Here is a 13,937-nt window from a genome sequence, read left to right as displayed (position 1 = left end):
GCCTCTCCCACGGCCGGGAGTGGCTGGCCCTGCCCGGCCGGCACCTGCTGTCGATCGAAGACGACGACTACCCCGACCTGCTCCGCACCGTCGCACGCGCGCCCTTGGCGCTGTTCGTGCACGGCGACCCGTCCGCGCTGTGGCACCCGGGCGTGGCCGTGGTTGGCAGCCGCACGCCCTCGCCCAGCGGGGCTGAACTGGCCAGCGAGTTCGCCCATGCCTTTGCCCGCAGCGGGCTGGCCGTGTTCAGCGGCCTGGCGGCCGGCGTGGATGGGCGCGCGCACCGGGCCGCGCTGGCCGTGAACGGAGGCCGCACCATCGCGGTGGTGGGCACCGGACCGGACCGTGCATTTCCGCCACAGCATGAAGGCCTCCAGGCGCAGATCGCCGAGCGCGGCGCAGTGGTCAGCGAGTACCCACCCGGAACCGAAGCCCGGCCCGGCCAGTTTCCGGCGCGCAACCGGATCGTGGCCGGCCTGGCGCTGGGCACGGTGGTCATCGAGGCCGCGCTGCGCTCAGGTGCGCTGATCACTGCCCGGCTGGCCGCGGAATCCGGGCGCGAGGTATTCGCCCTGCCTGGCTCGGTCCGCAACCCGCGCGCGCGGGGCTGCCACCGGCTGATCCGCGACGGGGTTCGTCTGGTGGAACACCCGGATGAGGTCATCGAGCCCCTGGCAGCGGTCGCGGCCCGGCTGGGCCAGGCCTTGCGAAGTCGCCTCGATGCCCCCACTGAACAGGCACGCCCGCTGCCATCGGGTCCTCCGACCCGTTCCGACCCGGACTACCAGCGCTTGTGGCAGGCACTGGATGAAAACCCAATCCCTATGGATTCACTGGTCCAGCGCAGTGGATTGACGGCAGCCCGCCTGTCGGCCATGCTGCAACTCATGGAACTGGATGGAAAGGTGGTCGCCGTACATGGCTGCTACTGTCGAAAACCCTAGTTTCTTCACCTCCACAGCGTCGAAGACGCAGGCCGAGGGGCAATGAAAGAGAGCATTCTGGATGTACTGCTGTACCTTTTTGAACACTACTTCAGCGAAGACGCGGACATCGTCCGTGATCGCGATTCCCTCCAGAACGGCCTGATACAGGCTGGTTTCAGCCCCACCGAGATCAACAAGGCGTTCGACTGGCTCGATGCGCTGGCCGAGCAGCGGCCGGCTGTCACCCAGGCCCGCGTCGACGGCCCGGTGCGGGTCTACCATGGCCCGGAGCTGGACAAACTGGACGTGGAAGGCCGTGGCTTCCTGCTGTTCCTGGAGCAGCACGGCATTCTGGACGCCAACCAGCGCGAGCTGGTGCTCGACCGCGCAATGGCCCTGGACCAGGACGAACTGGACCTGGACGACCTGAAATGGGTCGTGCTGATGGTGCTGTTCAACCAGCCCGGTTCCGAGGCGGCCTACGCCTGGATGGAAACCCAGATGTTCGTGGACGAGCCAGAACCCCTTCACTGACCGTACACTGGGTGCCTTGCGCATTCAGGGGAATGGAACGTGGGCCAGTGGTTCTATGCAGAAGGAAATCGCCAGCAGCGTGGGCCGCTGGCGTCTGACGAGTTGATCGCGCTGTACACCTCCAGCCGGATCGGGCTGGACACGCTGGTGTGGCGTGATGGTCTTGCGCAGTGGTTACCGCTGCGCGAGGTGGCTGACGAAATCGGGCTGGTGATCGCCCCCGCCACCCCGGCATCGCCGGCGGCACATTTCGAGCTTGAGACTCCGCCAGAACCGGCCACGCCCGAGCCGGTCGGCCCGGCCCCGCCGCGCATTCCGGCCACCTTCCAGATCGACACCAGTACGCGTACGGCTCCGCCGCCGCCGCAGCAACCCGCCTATTCCCGACCCGCCGCAACGCCACCGCCCAGGAAATCCGGCTGTGGGCCGGTGGCGATCGTGCTGGCCGTGGTCGGCCTGGTCCTGGTGGCGGTCATCGCCATCCTTGCCGCGATCGCGATTCCCGCCTACAACGACTACGTCACGCGCGCCCAGATGGCGCAGACGATCGGCATGCTGACCCCGCTCAAGCCCCGGGTGGCCGAGTTCGTCGCCAACCATGACCGCTGCCCGGTGAATGGCGACGAGGGCTTTGGATCGCCGGCCAGCTATGCCACCGAAGGCGTGGGCCAGGTCCGCATCGGTCGCTTTGGCGAGGGTCGCTGCGGCGTGGAGATCGAATTCTCGATCCCCGGCAAGCGCCAGCTGGATGGCAAGATGGTGTGGTTCGAGTACGACGTCGGGCAGCAGCAGTGGAACTGCACCAGCGACGCTGACAACCGCTACCTGCCGCCTACCTGCAGCAACTGAGTGGACATGCTCGCCGTGTCGCATACGATTTTATGGACGAATCACAATGGGGATTGAAGCAATGACCGAGTGGTATTACGCGGACGGCCAGGACCGTCAGGGTCCGCTGATGGCCGACGACCTGCGCCAGCGCTTCCAGCGCGGGGAAATCAGCCTGACCACACTGGTCTGGCGCGAAGGCTTCTCGCAGTGGAAGCCGCTTTCAGAAGCCGTCGAGGAACTGCAGTTGCAGAACCTGACCAGCGCCACCAGCCATCTGGGCTCCGGGTTCGACCTGCGCGGTGACTACAGCGCCATCGACAACGGCACCGCGCCGTTGCCGGGCACCGGCGGTGGCACCCGTTCGCCCTACGACGCGCCGACCGCGGTCAGCGGCTACGGCTCCGCCGTGGTCAAGGGCGGCGAGGTGGTATATGCCGGGTTCTGGAAGCGGTACGCCGCGTACTTCCTGGACTCGTTCCTGGTCGGCATCATCAATTTCCCGGTCAGCCTGGTGTTCAACGGCATCGGCGCGGTCAGCGACAACTCCGCGGTGATGGGCGTGATGTACCTGCTCGGCATCCTGGCCGGCTTCGCGGTCGGCATCGCGTACTACGCCTGGTTCCACTCCTCGCGCGGCGGAGCCACCCTGGGCAAGATGGCGGTGGGCATCAAGGTGGTACGCAGCGACGGCGAACGCCTGACCTTCATGCGCGCCTTTGGTCGTTACTGGGGCTTCATCCTGAGCAGCCTGACCCTGTTCATCGGCTTCATCATGGCCGCCTTCACCGAGCGCAAGCAGGCGCTGCACGACATGCTGTGCGACACCGTGGTGGTGGACAAGTGGGCCTTCACCGATCACGCCGAGTTCCAGGAACAGGGGCTGGGAACCGTGACGGTGATCATTCTGGTACTGAACGGCATCCTGCTGCTGGGCGTGGGCGGCCTGCTGCTGTTTGCGGGCCTGGCCGCGTCTTCCATGTACTGACCGGGCATCCTCACACCGGGCCGCTTGACACAGGCGGCTCCGGCGTGATTCCACTAATAGGCGCAAACCTGAACGCCCGGCGCACAACCGGGCGTTCAGTTTGTATATATCGACGGCCGCCCTTCACTAATGCGGCCATTTGCTCCACCCTAGCGGCCCTTCCGGGTCCTTTACCCACAGAATTCATTGCCATGCCCAAGCACCTGCTCATCGTCGAATCGCCCGCCAAGGCCAAGACGATCAACAAATACCTCGGCAAGGACTTCACGGTCCTGGCCTCGTATGGGCATGTGCGCGACCTGGTTCCCAAGGAAGGTGCGGTCGACCCGGACAACAACTTCGCGATGCGCTACGACCTGATCGACAAGAACGAAAAGCATGTCGATGCGATCGCCAAGGCTGCCAAGGGCGCTGACGACATCTTTCTGGCGACCGACCCGGATCGCGAGGGCGAGGCGATCAGCTGGCACATCGCCGAGATCCTGAAGGAACGCGGGCTGCTGAAGGACAAGCCGATGCAGCGCGTGGTCTTCACCGAGATCACCCCGCGCGCCATCAAGGAGGCCATGAGCCAACCGCGCGCGATTGCCAGCGACCTGGTCGACGCCCAGCAGGCGCGCCGCGCGCTGGACTATCTGGTCGGTTTCAACCTGTCGCCGGTGCTGTGGCGCAAGGTCCAGCGCGGCCTGTCCGCCGGTCGCGTGCAGAGCCCGGCGCTGCGCATGATCGTCGAGCGCGAGGAGGAGATCGAAGCCTTCGTCGCCCGCGAGTACTGGAGCATCGAGGCCGCCTGCGCGCACCCGTCCCAGGCGTTCAATGCCCGTCTGATCAAGCTGGACGGGCAGAAGTTCGAGCAGTTCACGGTCACCGACGGTGACACCGCCGAAGCCGCCCGCCTGCGTATCCAGCAGGCCGCACAGGGCTCGCTGCACGTCACCGACGTGGCCAGCAAGGAGCGCAAGCGCCGCCCGGCCCCGCCGTTCACCACCTCGACCCTGCAGCAGGAAGCCTCGCGCAAGCTGGGCTTCACCACCCGCAAGACCATGCAGGTGGCGCAGAAGCTGTACGAAGGCGTGGCCATTGGCGATGAAGGCACCGTGGGTCTGATCTCGTACATGCGTACCGACTCGGTGAACCTGTCGCAGGACGCCCTCGCCGAGATCCGCGACGTGATCGCGCGCGATTACGGCATCGCCGCGCTGCCGGACAAGCCCAATACCTACCAGACCAAGTCCAAGAACGCTCAGGAAGCGCACGAAGCCGTACGCCCGACCTCGGCGCTGCGCACGCCGGCGCAGGTGTCGCGTTACCTCACCGATGACGAGCGCAAGCTGTATGAGCTGATCTGGAAGCGCGCGGTGGCGTGCCAGATGATTCCAGCCACGCTCAACACGGTCAGCGTCGACCTGGCCGCCGGCAGCGAGCACATCTTCCGCGCCAGCGGCACCACCGTGGTCGTCCCCGGCTTCCTGGCCGTGTACGAGGAAGGCAAGGACAGCAAGAGCGCCGAAGACGACGATGAAGGCCGCAAGCTGCCGGCGATGAAGCCGGGCGACCGCGTGCCGCTGGACCGCATCATCGCCGAACAGCACTTCACCCAGCCGCCGCCGCGCTACACCGAAGCGGCGCTGGTGAAGGCGCTGGAAGAGTACGGCATCGGCCGTCCGTCGACCTATTCGTCGATCATCCAGACCCTGCTGTTCCGCAAGTACGTGGAGATGGAAGGCCGCAGCTTCCGTCCCTCCGACGTCGGCCGGGCCGTATCCAAGTTCCTGTCCAGCCACTTCACCCAGTACGTGGATTACGACTTCACTGCCAAGCTCGAAGACGAGCTGGATGCAGTGTCGCGTGGCGAAGAAGACTGGATTCCGTTGATGGCCCGCTTCTGGGACCCGTTCAACAAGCTGGTCGAGGAAAAGAAGGAATCGGTCGACCGCGCCGAGGCCAGTGGCGCGCGCGAGCTGGGCACCGACCCCAAGACCGGCAAGCCGGTCAGTGTGCGCCTGGGCCGGTTCGGACCGTATGCGGCGATTGGCAGCACCGCCGAAGACGCCGAGGAAAAGCCCAAGTTCGCCTCGCTTCGCCCGGGCCAGTCCATGCACACCATCAGCCTGGAAGACGCGCTGGAGCTGTTCCTGATGCCGCGCGCCCTGGGTGAAGACAAGGGCGAGCCAGTGAGCGTGGGTATCGGCCGTTTCGGTCCGTTCGCCAAGCGCGGCAGCACCTACGCCTCGCTGAAAAAGGAGGACGACCCGTACACCATCGACCTGGCGCGCGCCGTGTTCCTGGTCGAGGAAAAGGAAGAAATCGCCCGTAACCGCATCATCAAGGAATTCGAAGGCAGCGACATCCAGGTACTGAACGGCCGCTTCGGCCCGTACCTGAGTGATGGAAAGTTCAACGGCAAGATTCCCAAGGACCGCGAGCCCGCCTCGCTGACCCTGGCTGAAGCGCAGCAGTTGATGGAAGAGACCGGCAAGCCGGTGCGCAAGGGCTTCGGAGCCAAGAAGGCGGCCGCCAAGAAGGCTCCGGCCAAGAAGGCGGCGGTAAAGAAGGCTCCGGCAGTGAAGAAGGCTCCGGCCAAGAAGGCGGCTGCCAAAAAGGCCACGGCGAAGAAGGCGCCGGCCAAAAAGGCGACCAAGAAAGCCGTCACCAAGAAAGCCGTGAAGAAAGCCACGTAGTGCCGGGCTTGCCCGGCACCGGGTTGCACGGCAGCGGGGCAAGCCCCGCTCTACCCCGGGTGCACGCGGCGGGAGGATAATCACGCCTCCTGTCGTACCGGTCGCCGCCATGAACGAACTCACCCTGGATTCTGCCGTCGCTGCGCTGCATGCCGGCGGCGTGATCGCCTACCCCACCGAAGCGGTCTGGGGCCTGGGCTGCGATCCCAGCCATGAGATGGCCGTGCGCAAGTTGCTGCGCCTGAAGCAGCGCCCGGTTGAGAAAGGGATGATCCTGGTCGCTGCCGAGCTGGCCCAGCTGGAAGGCTGGGTGCGCCTGAAAGCCCTGCCCCAATCGCGCCAGGCGGCCGTGCTGGCCAGCTGGCCGGGAGCCCATACCTGGATTCTGCCGGCCGGACCGCTGGCTCCGGCCTGGATCACTGGCGAGCACAGCGGCATCGCAGTACGGATCAGTGCCCATCCGCTGGTGTCCGAGCTGAGCCGCCGTTGGGGCGGCCCTCTGGTCTCAACCAGCGCCAATCTGGCCGGGTTCCCCCCGGCGCGCACCCGTGCGGAACTTGATCCCACCCTGCTGCCGCTGCTGGACGGCGTGCTGGACGGCGACACCGGCGGCCTGGCCCAGCCCACCCCGATCCGCGACGCGTTGACAGGCGACGTCCTGCGGACCTGAGCCCGACGCGTTCTTTGCGCGTACACGGATTACCCCTCACACTGCCGGCATGCGCCCCCTCACCGCCCTGTGCCTGCCCCTGCTGCTCGCCGCCAGCGCTTCCGACCTGGCCGCCCAGGACGCCAGCAGCGTACGCGTGTACCGCTGCGTAGGCAGCAATGGGGCGGTCTCCCTGCAGGACGCACCCTGTCGCGATGGCCGACAGGAAGTCCGCGAGATGCAGCGGCCACGTGATCCGCCGCCGCGCACCGTGCGCAGCGACCAGCCCGCGCCCGCGCCGGCCACCCCCGCACCGCAGCGCGAAGTGCGCTACGTGCACGTGCAGCCGCCACAGCCGATGTATGAGTGCATCCGCGATGACGGCAGCCGCTACGTCAGCGAAACCAGCGAAGGCAACCCGCGCTGGGTGCCGGTGTGGACCAGTGCCTGGCTGCCTCATCGGGGCGGCGGCGTACGCCCGGGGCCCGGGCCGCGCCCGCTGCCGCCGGTCATGCCGATGGGCAGCGGCTCGGTCAGCAGCAGCGGCGGGTCGCTGTCGGTCTCGGGCGGCGGCTCCGGTGTACGCGGCAGCGTCAACATCGGCAGTGGCAGCACCCACTGGCACCACGAAAGCTCCGGGTATCCCGGTACCTACACCGATGTGGTGGTACCGGGCGGTAATGTGCTGGTGCGCGACCAGTGCCACCCATTGCCGACCGGCGAGGTCTGCTCGATCCTGCGCGATCGCCGCTGGGAGCTGGATCGCCGCTACAACAGTGCACTGCAGGGCGAGCGCGAGGCCATCAGCCGTGAGCAGCGTGGGATCGATGCGCGGCTGGGACGTGACTGCCGCTGATGCCCTGTATGCTGCGGCAATGAACTACGCACGCCTATTCCTGTTGATGTGCATGGCCTGCCCGGCATTCGCCAATGACAGCATTGTGTTCCGCTGCACCGACGCCGATGACAACGTCAGCGTGCAGAGTGCACCCTGTCCGAAAGGCAGCCACCAGGTGATGCAGCGCGTGGATGCCGGTCCATCGCGCACGGAGACCTCGGTGTCCACCAGCGCCACGCCGGCCGCGCCGGTGCCCGCGCCGTCAGCACCGGTACCGCCTTCGGCCGGAGCCAACGCGCCACTGATACCGGGCACGCAGATTCCCATGGAGCGCACGATCTCCGAGGCCTACCAGGTGGAACGGGGCAGCGCCATTCTGGACAGCGCCAACCTGCCCCGCCCGGGCGATGCCAGCCAGGAAGGGGATCCGAGCAAGCCGCCACCGCCGCCCATTTTCCAATGCCAGCGCGCCGATGGCGGTCGCTATCTGCATGAGCTCGAGCCCGCACCGGCCCACTGCGAGATGATGTCCGTCACCGGACTGGGCGGGGTCACGCCGGTCAATGCGGCGAGCTGCGAGGTGATCCGCGACGACTGCCAGGAAATCGCCGAGGCAGACCGCTGCGGCGCATGGCAGCAGCGCTTCCGCAACGCGCGTGGGCAGGAGCGCTTTGCGTCAGCCGAGAAACAGGCACCCGCCCGCGCCGAACGCGAGCGGCTGGAAGCCGTGCTGGCCGCGAGCAATTGTCCGGTTCCGTAAACCGGGGCATGTAGTGCCGGGCTTGCCCGGCAATTGCGGTGTCGGCAGCGGATCAGAATCCGTACCGGAGGAAGCCGCCGTCGACCGCGATGCATTCGCCGGTGACATAGCTGGCTGCCGGCAGGCACAGGAACCCGACCGCCGCGGCCACCTCTTCCGGCTCACCAATGCGCCGCATCGGCGTACGCTCGATGACCTGGTCGTAGTAGTCCGGATCGGACAGCGGTCCGGAGGTGCGCCGCGTGCGGATGTACCAAGGGGCCACGGCGTTGACCCGGATGCCATCCTCGGCCCACTCCACCGCCAGATTGCGGGTCATCTGGTGCATGGCCGCCTTGGTCATGCCGTACACCGCGCCGCTGCGCACATGGGTAAGACCCGACACGCTGCCGACGTTGACGATGGCTGACGCCGCGTGGCGTGTCAGCAGCGGGTGCGCATAGCGCGAAAGCTCGAAGGCCGAGAACAGATTGGTTTCGAAGATCCCGCGCCACTCGTCTTCGGTGTACTCCGTAGCCGGCTTGGTGATGTTGCCGCCGGCATTGTTGATCAGCAGGTGCAGGCCGTCGCTGTGGTCCTCCACCCAATCCAGGATCTGCCGACGATCATCGTCGTCGGAAACGTCCGCCGACAAGCCATGGATCTCACGTTCGGGAAAGGCATCGGCCAGTTCATCGCGTGCTACTTCCAAGGCATCAGCGTCGCGGCCGACGATCAGCAGGTCCGCACCAAATCCCGCCAGTTCATGCGCGATCGCCAGTCCGATGCCGGCGCTGGCACCGGTAATCAGGGCGGTCTGTCCATCCAGACGCCAACGCTGTGCGCTCACGGAGTTCTCCTGCAATCATCGTGGTGCGGCAGGATAGCCCGCATGCCGTGGCGACGCACCCCGTCACACACGGGGCGGCGAAGCGGTGCCACACTGCACGCCATCAGACTGACTCGCCGAGGTTGCCATGCTGATCCGCCTCACCCTGTCCCTGGCCGCCGTGCTGGCATTGGCCGGCTGCAACCGACCACCCGCCGCGCCCTCACCCGACAAGCCACCGGAACCCCAGGCCACCGCCCTGCGCGACGCCATGCAGCAGCCGCTGGACAAAGCCAAGGCAGCGCGCGACGCCTTGGAGAAAGCACCGGATACAAGCGCGGCAGACAACGCAGAAAGCGGGCGTTAAGTCACGACCAACGGTCGTGACCTACCGGGGCTCGCCGTGATCCATTGCGGATACGGTAGGGCACGACCGTTGGTCGTGCCCCTCAACCATCAGAAGCCGCAGAAGCAATACGCCAATGCCTTCACCGGCGCGCTACCGCGCGGATCGCGGGCGGCGTTCTCGACAAAGCGCAACTGGGTGTCCAGCTCCGGCATCGAACGCGCCAGCATCATGCGGGCCATGCCCGACTCACCCAGCATCCACGCACCGGCACGGGTGCCGGCAAAGCCGCCGATGAACTGCGCCAGCGGCGTCGCCGGCTTCTCGATATAGCGCACGCGGACCTTGTCCAGGCCGCCCAGCTTGGCGCGGGCGGCGGCATCGGTCAGGGCCACGCGCAGGCCGCCGAAATCGTCGACCAGACCGCGCTCCTTGGCCTGTGCGCCACTCCAGACACGACCGCGTGCCACTTCATCCACCGCCTCGACCGGCTTGTTGCGCGCATCGGCGACCTTGCCGGTGAAATCGGCATAGCCCTTGTTGATCACCGACTGGATCACCTGGCCGACGGCCGGGTCCATCGGGCGGGTGATGTCGAACGCACCGGCAAAGCGGGTGGTACCCACGCCATCGGTGTGCACGCCGATCTTGTCCAGCGAACGCGCCAGGTTCGGAATCATGCCGAAGATGCCGATCGAACCGGTGATGGTCGACGGGTCGGCATAGATCTTGTCGGCGTTCATGCTGATCCAGTAACCGCCGGATGCCGCCAGGTCGCCCATCGAGACCACCACCGGCTTGCCGGCGGCCTTCAGCGCCACCACTTCACGGCGGATCTGCTCGGAAGCGAACACTTCACCGCCCGGCGAGTCGACGCGCAGCACCACGGCCTTTACGTCCTTGTCTTCGCGCGCTTCGCGCAGCAGTGCCGAGGTCGATTCGCCGCCGACGCGGCCGGCCGGCAGGTCGCCACCGGCGATTTCACCCGCGGCGACCACCACCGCCACCTGCGGACGCGAGTCCACCGGCGAGCGGCGCAGGTCGAGCTGGGTCAGGTAGTCACCCAGCCCGATGTTGCGGAAGCCGCCGTCGGCATCTTCGTCCGCCACGCCGCGATCGGCCAGCAGGTCTTCCACTTCTTCACGGGTCTTCAGCCCATCCACCAGCTTCTGCTGCAGGGCGAACTTGGCCAGGTCGCCGCCTGCGGCGGCCACACCTTCGGGCATTGTGTCGATGCCGGCGGCCAGCTGTGCGGCATCCAGCTTGCGGGCCTTGGCGACGTCGGCCAGGTAGCGCTGCCAAACGTCGTTCATCCAGAACAGATCGGCTTCCTTGGCCTGCGGCGAGGCCGCATCCAGCACATAGGGTTCGGCGGCGGACTTGTACTCACCCACCTTGAACAGATGCACGTCCACGCCCAGCTTGTCCTGCAGGCCGGCACGGAAGTACTGGCGATAGCGGCTCAGGCCTTCCAGCACCAGTCCGCCCATCGGATCCAGGTAGACCTCGTTGGCCTGTGCGGCAAGCAGGTACTGCCACTGGCTCATGCCGTCGCTGTAGGCCACGATCTGCTTACCGGAGCCGCGCAGTTCCTGCAGTGCGGCGGCCACTTCACGCATCGAGGCAAAACCGCTGGGCTGCAGCTTGTCCAGCTGCAGGACCACGCGTTCGATCTTCTTGTCCTGGCGTGCGGCATCGATGCCACGGACCAGGTCGCGCAGCTGGATTTCCTCGGCGGCATTGTCGCCAACGGCCTTGGCCAGCGCGCGGCTGAGCGGATCGGCGGTGTACTGCTCGACCAGCTTGCCTTCCGGCGCGATCACCAGCGTGGTGCGGTCCTGCAGCGCACGATTGGAACCGGCGCTCCTGCCGGCCGCCACGACGAACATGACAAGCACCAGCAACAGCAGACCGAAGAACACCAGGTTCAGGATCAGCCGGCGGGTAAAGTTCATCACATCCCACAGCCCGATGAAGAAGCTGGCCACGGGGTTGCGACGCACAGGTTGGTTCATGGGGAAACTCCAGTTGGCTTCTTGCCGTGGTACCAGCATAGCCGGTGCCGGTCAGACCGGCATCGGACACAAGTCAGGGTGTCCTGTGTGGGGGCGGATCACACCGTTGCAACAGGGCCGTTTCCGACACGGCGACTGCTCACCCGCAGTCGCCATGCCATCAGAATCGCAGCCGCGGTCAGGCCCAGGATCAGGCCCAGCCACATGCCCTGCGGCCCCATGCCCAGCCCCAGCCCCAACCCGGCCCCGAGCGGCATGCCCAGGCCCCAGTAGGAGAACATGGCGATGAACATCGGCACCCGGGTGTCCTTCAGCCCGCGCAAGGCACCGGCCGACAGCACCTGGATGCCATCCGGGAACTGGAACGCCGCCGCATAAAGCAGCAGGGTGGAGGCCAGCGCCGCCACGCCCAGGTCGGCCGTATAGACACCCACGATGGCGTCATGGCCGAACAGCAGCACCAGCGCCGACAGCGTCTGCGTGCCCACAATGATCACCAGCCCCGCGTTGGCCGCACGGCGCACGCCCGAACCGTCGTTGCTGCCGACCGCATACCCGACCCGTACGGTGGTCGCTTCAGCCACACCCATGGGAATCATGAAGCACAGCTGGGCCACGTTGATCGCGATCTGGTGCGAAGCTGCCTCGGTTGCGCCCAGACGCCCGATCAGCAGCGCGGTGACGATGAACAGACCGCCTTCCATCAGCACGGTGATACCGATCGGCAGGCCGGTGCGCAGCAGGTCCCAGATCGCCCGCCAGCGCGGCAGCTCGAAGTGCGAGAACAGTTCCAGATGGGCAAAGCGCCGGGTCTTCCACAGGTAGCCCGCAAAGCACAGCGCCTGCATCCACATCATGGTGGCCGAGGCGATGCCCAGCCCTTCAGCACCCAGCTCAGGGAAGCCGAGCTCGCCGTAGCAGAGCACATAGCCCAGCGGAGCCAGCACCAGCAGGCCGCCAAAACCCAGCAGCATGGTCGGCAGCGTCCAGTGCATGCCTTCACTGAGATAGCGCATGCAGAAGTACAGGGTCAGCGCCGGGCCACCCCAGCGCACCGCATGCAGAAACGCGGTCGCCCCCGGCACGATGTCCGGCGCGATGCCGAACGCCGGCAGCAGGGGCGGCACCACCGTCAGGAAGGTGAACATGATCAGGCCCAGCCCCAGCGCCAGCCATAGCGCCTGGCGGAACAACGGGCCGATCTCACGTTCGCGTCCTGCACCATGCAGCTGCGACACCGACGCGGTCAGCGAAATCAGGGTGCCGATCGGAATCAGCATCGGCAACCACAGCAGCGCGGTGCCGATGGTCACCGCGGCCAGGGTCTGGGTGCCGTGATGACCGGCAATGACGTTGTCGACGAAGGAGATCAGGCCGGTGGAGACATGGCCCAGGACCAGCGGCAGCGCGAGCAGGCCGGTGGCGCGCACTTCGGTGGAAAGGCGCGGAGCAGGAAGAGCGGTAGACATGGACGTACGGACGTCAACTGCGGTCGCGCGCGGAGGGCACAGGCACCGGGTTGCGGGCCGCCATCTTACGCGCGTCGGCTGACAAAACCCATGACCGGCATTAAACGGTCAGCGCACCACGTGCGCGTGCAGCCAGCGGTCGCGGTCGGCCGGTGCCAGCGCCAGGAACGCCGCCCGCACGGTGTCGCGTTCCTGCGGCGGGGTGCGCTGGGCGATCAGGGTCAGCTGGGCCAGCTGATCCGGGGTGAGCTGGCGCAGCACTTTCAGCGCGGTGTCGCGCTGTTCCATCGGCAGGAAGCCGAACAGGCCTTCCAGCTTCGGGAACTGGGCACCCAGCGTCGGCCCCAGGCGCCAGCCGTCGCGGAAGCGCGCATCCTGCGCGGCGAAGGTGGCACGTACGCTCTGCTGCTGTTCGGGGGGCAGCGCGGCCAGACGCTGCGCGGCCTCGCGGATGCGGGTGCGTTCGGACTCCGGCAGGGACTGCCACTGGGCCAGCTGGCTGCGCAGCTCGCGCAACTGGGCCGGGTGCGCTGCGGCCTGAGTGGGAGTGGTTACGGCCTGGGGCAGAGCGAGGGGCTGCGGTGTCGCATTGGCGGCCAGTGGGGCCAACGCCATCAGGCACAGCAGGGGGGTGTACTTATTCATCGGCATCGGTGGTCTCCAGGCCGGCAGAGGCCGGTTCCGGGCGGCTGGGCTGGGCCTGGGATTCGTCCACCGGTACCGGTCCACCGGCCGCGAACCAGGCGTACAGGTCGGCCTCGCGGATTATCGCCAGATCCGGATCGGACAGCAGCGACGCATCGCCAGCGGCATCGAGGTGAGTCGTCGCGGCGGCCTCCGACAGATCTTCTGCCGGCAGCTCCTCGCTCTGCACCGGGTTGTCGATGCTGACCGCCCCTTCGGGCACGCTGGCTTCCGGCAGCGGGGCCTGACGGTGGTGCTTCCACCAGTACGCGCAGCCCAGCAGCGCGCCGGTGGTCAGCGCAAGAATCAGCAGACCACGCCACAGCGGGCGCGCTCCGCGTCGTGTCGGGCGGCGGCGTGGAGCCGACTCCTCCTTGGCGGGCGCGCGCCAGGACGGCGTCGGCCGCGTAC

Annotated in this window: 13 protein-coding genes and 1 pseudogene; 9 read left to right on the top strand and 5 right to left on the bottom strand. The window is 67.0% G+C overall.

Annotated elements, in window-relative coordinates; translation table 11 throughout:
• From dprA to EGJ34_RS16370, 8 genes are all read left to right on the top strand, one after another.
• Positions 1–944, top strand: a 944-nt coding sequence (gene dprA, locus EGJ34_RS16405) for a DNA-processing protein DprA (protein ID WP_125361568.1), incomplete at its 5' end; no start/stop codon positions are given.
• 42 nt (positions 945–986) lie between these two features.
• The gene (locus EGJ34_RS16400) at positions 987–1,460 is read left to right on the top strand and encodes a DUF494 family protein (protein WP_125361567.1); all 474 of its coding nucleotides are present in this window, start codon (positions 987–989) and stop codon (positions 1,458–1,460) included.
• 39 nt (positions 1,461–1,499) lie between these two features.
• Positions 1,500–2,309: a pilin gene (locus tag EGJ34_RS16395; protein ID WP_125361566.1), complete on the top strand. Its 810-nt coding sequence runs from the start codon at positions 1,500–1,502 to the stop codon at positions 2,307–2,309.
• A 61-nt stretch (positions 2,310–2,370) separates the two neighbouring features.
• The gene (locus EGJ34_RS16390) at positions 2,371–3,276 is read left to right on the top strand and encodes an RDD family protein (RefSeq protein WP_125361565.1); all 906 of its coding nucleotides are present in this window, start codon (positions 2,371–2,373) and stop codon (positions 3,274–3,276) included.
• Between the two features lie 191 nt (positions 3,277–3,467).
• The gene (locus tag EGJ34_RS16385) at positions 3,468–5,957 is read left to right on the top strand and encodes a DNA topoisomerase I (protein WP_125361564.1); all 2,490 of its coding nucleotides are present in this window, start codon (positions 3,468–3,470) and stop codon (positions 5,955–5,957) included.
• Between the two features lie 109 nt (positions 5,958–6,066).
• Entirely contained in the window at positions 6,067–6,627 is a 561-nt protein-coding gene (locus EGJ34_RS16380; RefSeq protein WP_125361563.1) for a Sua5/YciO/YrdC/YwlC family protein, read from the top strand.
• A gap of 49 nt (positions 6,628–6,676) precedes the next feature.
• Positions 6,677–7,462, top strand: a complete 786-nt coding sequence (locus tag EGJ34_RS16375; RefSeq protein WP_125361562.1) for a DUF4124 domain-containing protein — start codon at positions 6,677–6,679, stop codon at positions 7,460–7,462.
• Positions 7,416–8,204: a hypothetical protein gene (locus tag EGJ34_RS16370; RefSeq protein WP_312023036.1), complete on the top strand. Its 789-nt coding sequence runs from the start codon at positions 7,416–7,418 to the stop codon at positions 8,202–8,204. The genes EGJ34_RS16375 and EGJ34_RS16370 overlap by 47 nt, the downstream gene beginning before the upstream one ends.
• A 52-nt stretch (positions 8,205–8,256) precedes the next feature.
• Here EGJ34_RS16370 and EGJ34_RS16365 read toward each other — a convergent pair whose 3' ends face one another.
• Positions 8,257–9,033 carry an SDR family oxidoreductase gene (locus EGJ34_RS16365; protein ID WP_125361561.1) on the bottom strand — a complete coding sequence of 259 codons (777 nt, stop codon included), beginning with the start codon at positions 9,031–9,033 and terminating at the stop codon, positions 8,257–8,259.
• 127 nt (positions 9,034–9,160) lie between these two features.
• Here EGJ34_RS16365 and EGJ34_RS16360 point away from each other — a divergent pair, with 127 nt between their 5' ends.
• A complete protein-coding gene (locus EGJ34_RS16360; RefSeq protein ID WP_125361560.1) occupies positions 9,161–9,379 on the top strand; it encodes a hypothetical protein in 219 nt (72 codons plus the stop codon).
• 89 nt (positions 9,380–9,468) lie between these two features.
• On the opposite strand, the gene sppA is transcribed toward EGJ34_RS16360, so the two are convergent.
• The 4 genes and pseudogenes from sppA to EGJ34_RS22285 form a co-directional block, all read right to left on the bottom strand.
• Complete coding sequence (gene sppA, locus EGJ34_RS16355; RefSeq protein ID WP_125361559.1) at positions 9,469–11,373, bottom strand: signal peptide peptidase SppA; 1,905 nt, start codon at positions 11,371–11,373, stop codon at positions 9,469–9,471.
• Between the two features lie 98 nt (positions 11,374–11,471).
• Positions 11,472–12,842, bottom strand: coding sequence for an MATE family efflux transporter (locus EGJ34_RS16350; RefSeq protein WP_125361558.1), 1,371 nt, complete (start codon positions 12,840–12,842; stop codon positions 11,472–11,474).
• A gap of 108 nt (positions 12,843–12,950) precedes the next feature.
• Positions 12,951–13,487, bottom strand: coding sequence for a DUF3106 domain-containing protein (locus tag EGJ34_RS16345; protein WP_125361569.1), 537 nt, complete (start codon positions 13,485–13,487; stop codon positions 12,951–12,953).
• Positions 13,480–13,937 (bottom strand): annotated as a pseudogene (locus EGJ34_RS22285) (hypothetical protein); the annotation flags it as partial. The gene EGJ34_RS16345 and the pseudogene EGJ34_RS22285, both read right to left, overlap by 8 nt.

Source organism: Stenotrophomonas sp. 278 (genome assembly GCF_003935715.1).
Lineage (GTDB): Bacteria > Pseudomonadota > Gammaproteobacteria > Xanthomonadales > Xanthomonadaceae > Stenotrophomonas > Stenotrophomonas maltophilia_AH.
The sequence above is the reverse complement of the archived record's forward strand: the minus strand, read 5'-3'. Positions and strand labels throughout refer to the sequence as shown.

Bases quoted from the DNA above. Each gene is read 5' to 3' on its own strand.
- EGJ34_RS16400 (WP_125361567.1), top strand. From the start codon at position 987: ATGAAAGAGAGCATTCTGGATGTACTGCTGTACCTTTTTGAACACTAC.
- EGJ34_RS16390 (WP_125361565.1), top strand. From the start codon at position 2,371: ATGACCGAGTGGTATTACGCGGACGGCCAGGACCGTCAGGGTCCGCTG.
- EGJ34_RS16385 (WP_125361564.1), top strand. From the start codon at position 3,468: ATGCCCAAGCACCTGCTCATCGTCGAATCGCCCGCCAAGGCCAAGACG.
- EGJ34_RS16380 (WP_125361563.1), top strand. From the start codon at position 6,067: ATGAACGAACTCACCCTGGATTCTGCCGTCGCTGCGCTGCATGCCGGC.
- EGJ34_RS16375 (WP_125361562.1), top strand. From the start codon at position 6,677: ATGCGCCCCCTCACCGCCCTGTGCCTGCCCCTGCTGCTCGCCGCCAGC.
- EGJ34_RS16360 (WP_125361560.1), top strand. From the start codon at position 9,161: ATGCTGATCCGCCTCACCCTGTCCCTGGCCGCCGTGCTGGCATTGGCC.
- sppA (WP_125361559.1), bottom strand. From the start codon at position 11,373: ATGAACCAACCTGTGCGTCGCAACCCCGTGGCCAGCTTCTTCATCGGG.
- EGJ34_RS16350 (WP_125361558.1), bottom strand. From the start codon at position 12,842: ATGTCTACCGCTCTTCCTGCTCCGCGCCTTTCCACCGAAGTGCGCGCC.
- EGJ34_RS16345 (WP_125361569.1), bottom strand. From the start codon at position 13,487: ATGAATAAGTACACCCCCCTGCTGTGCCTGATGGCGTTGGCCCCACTG.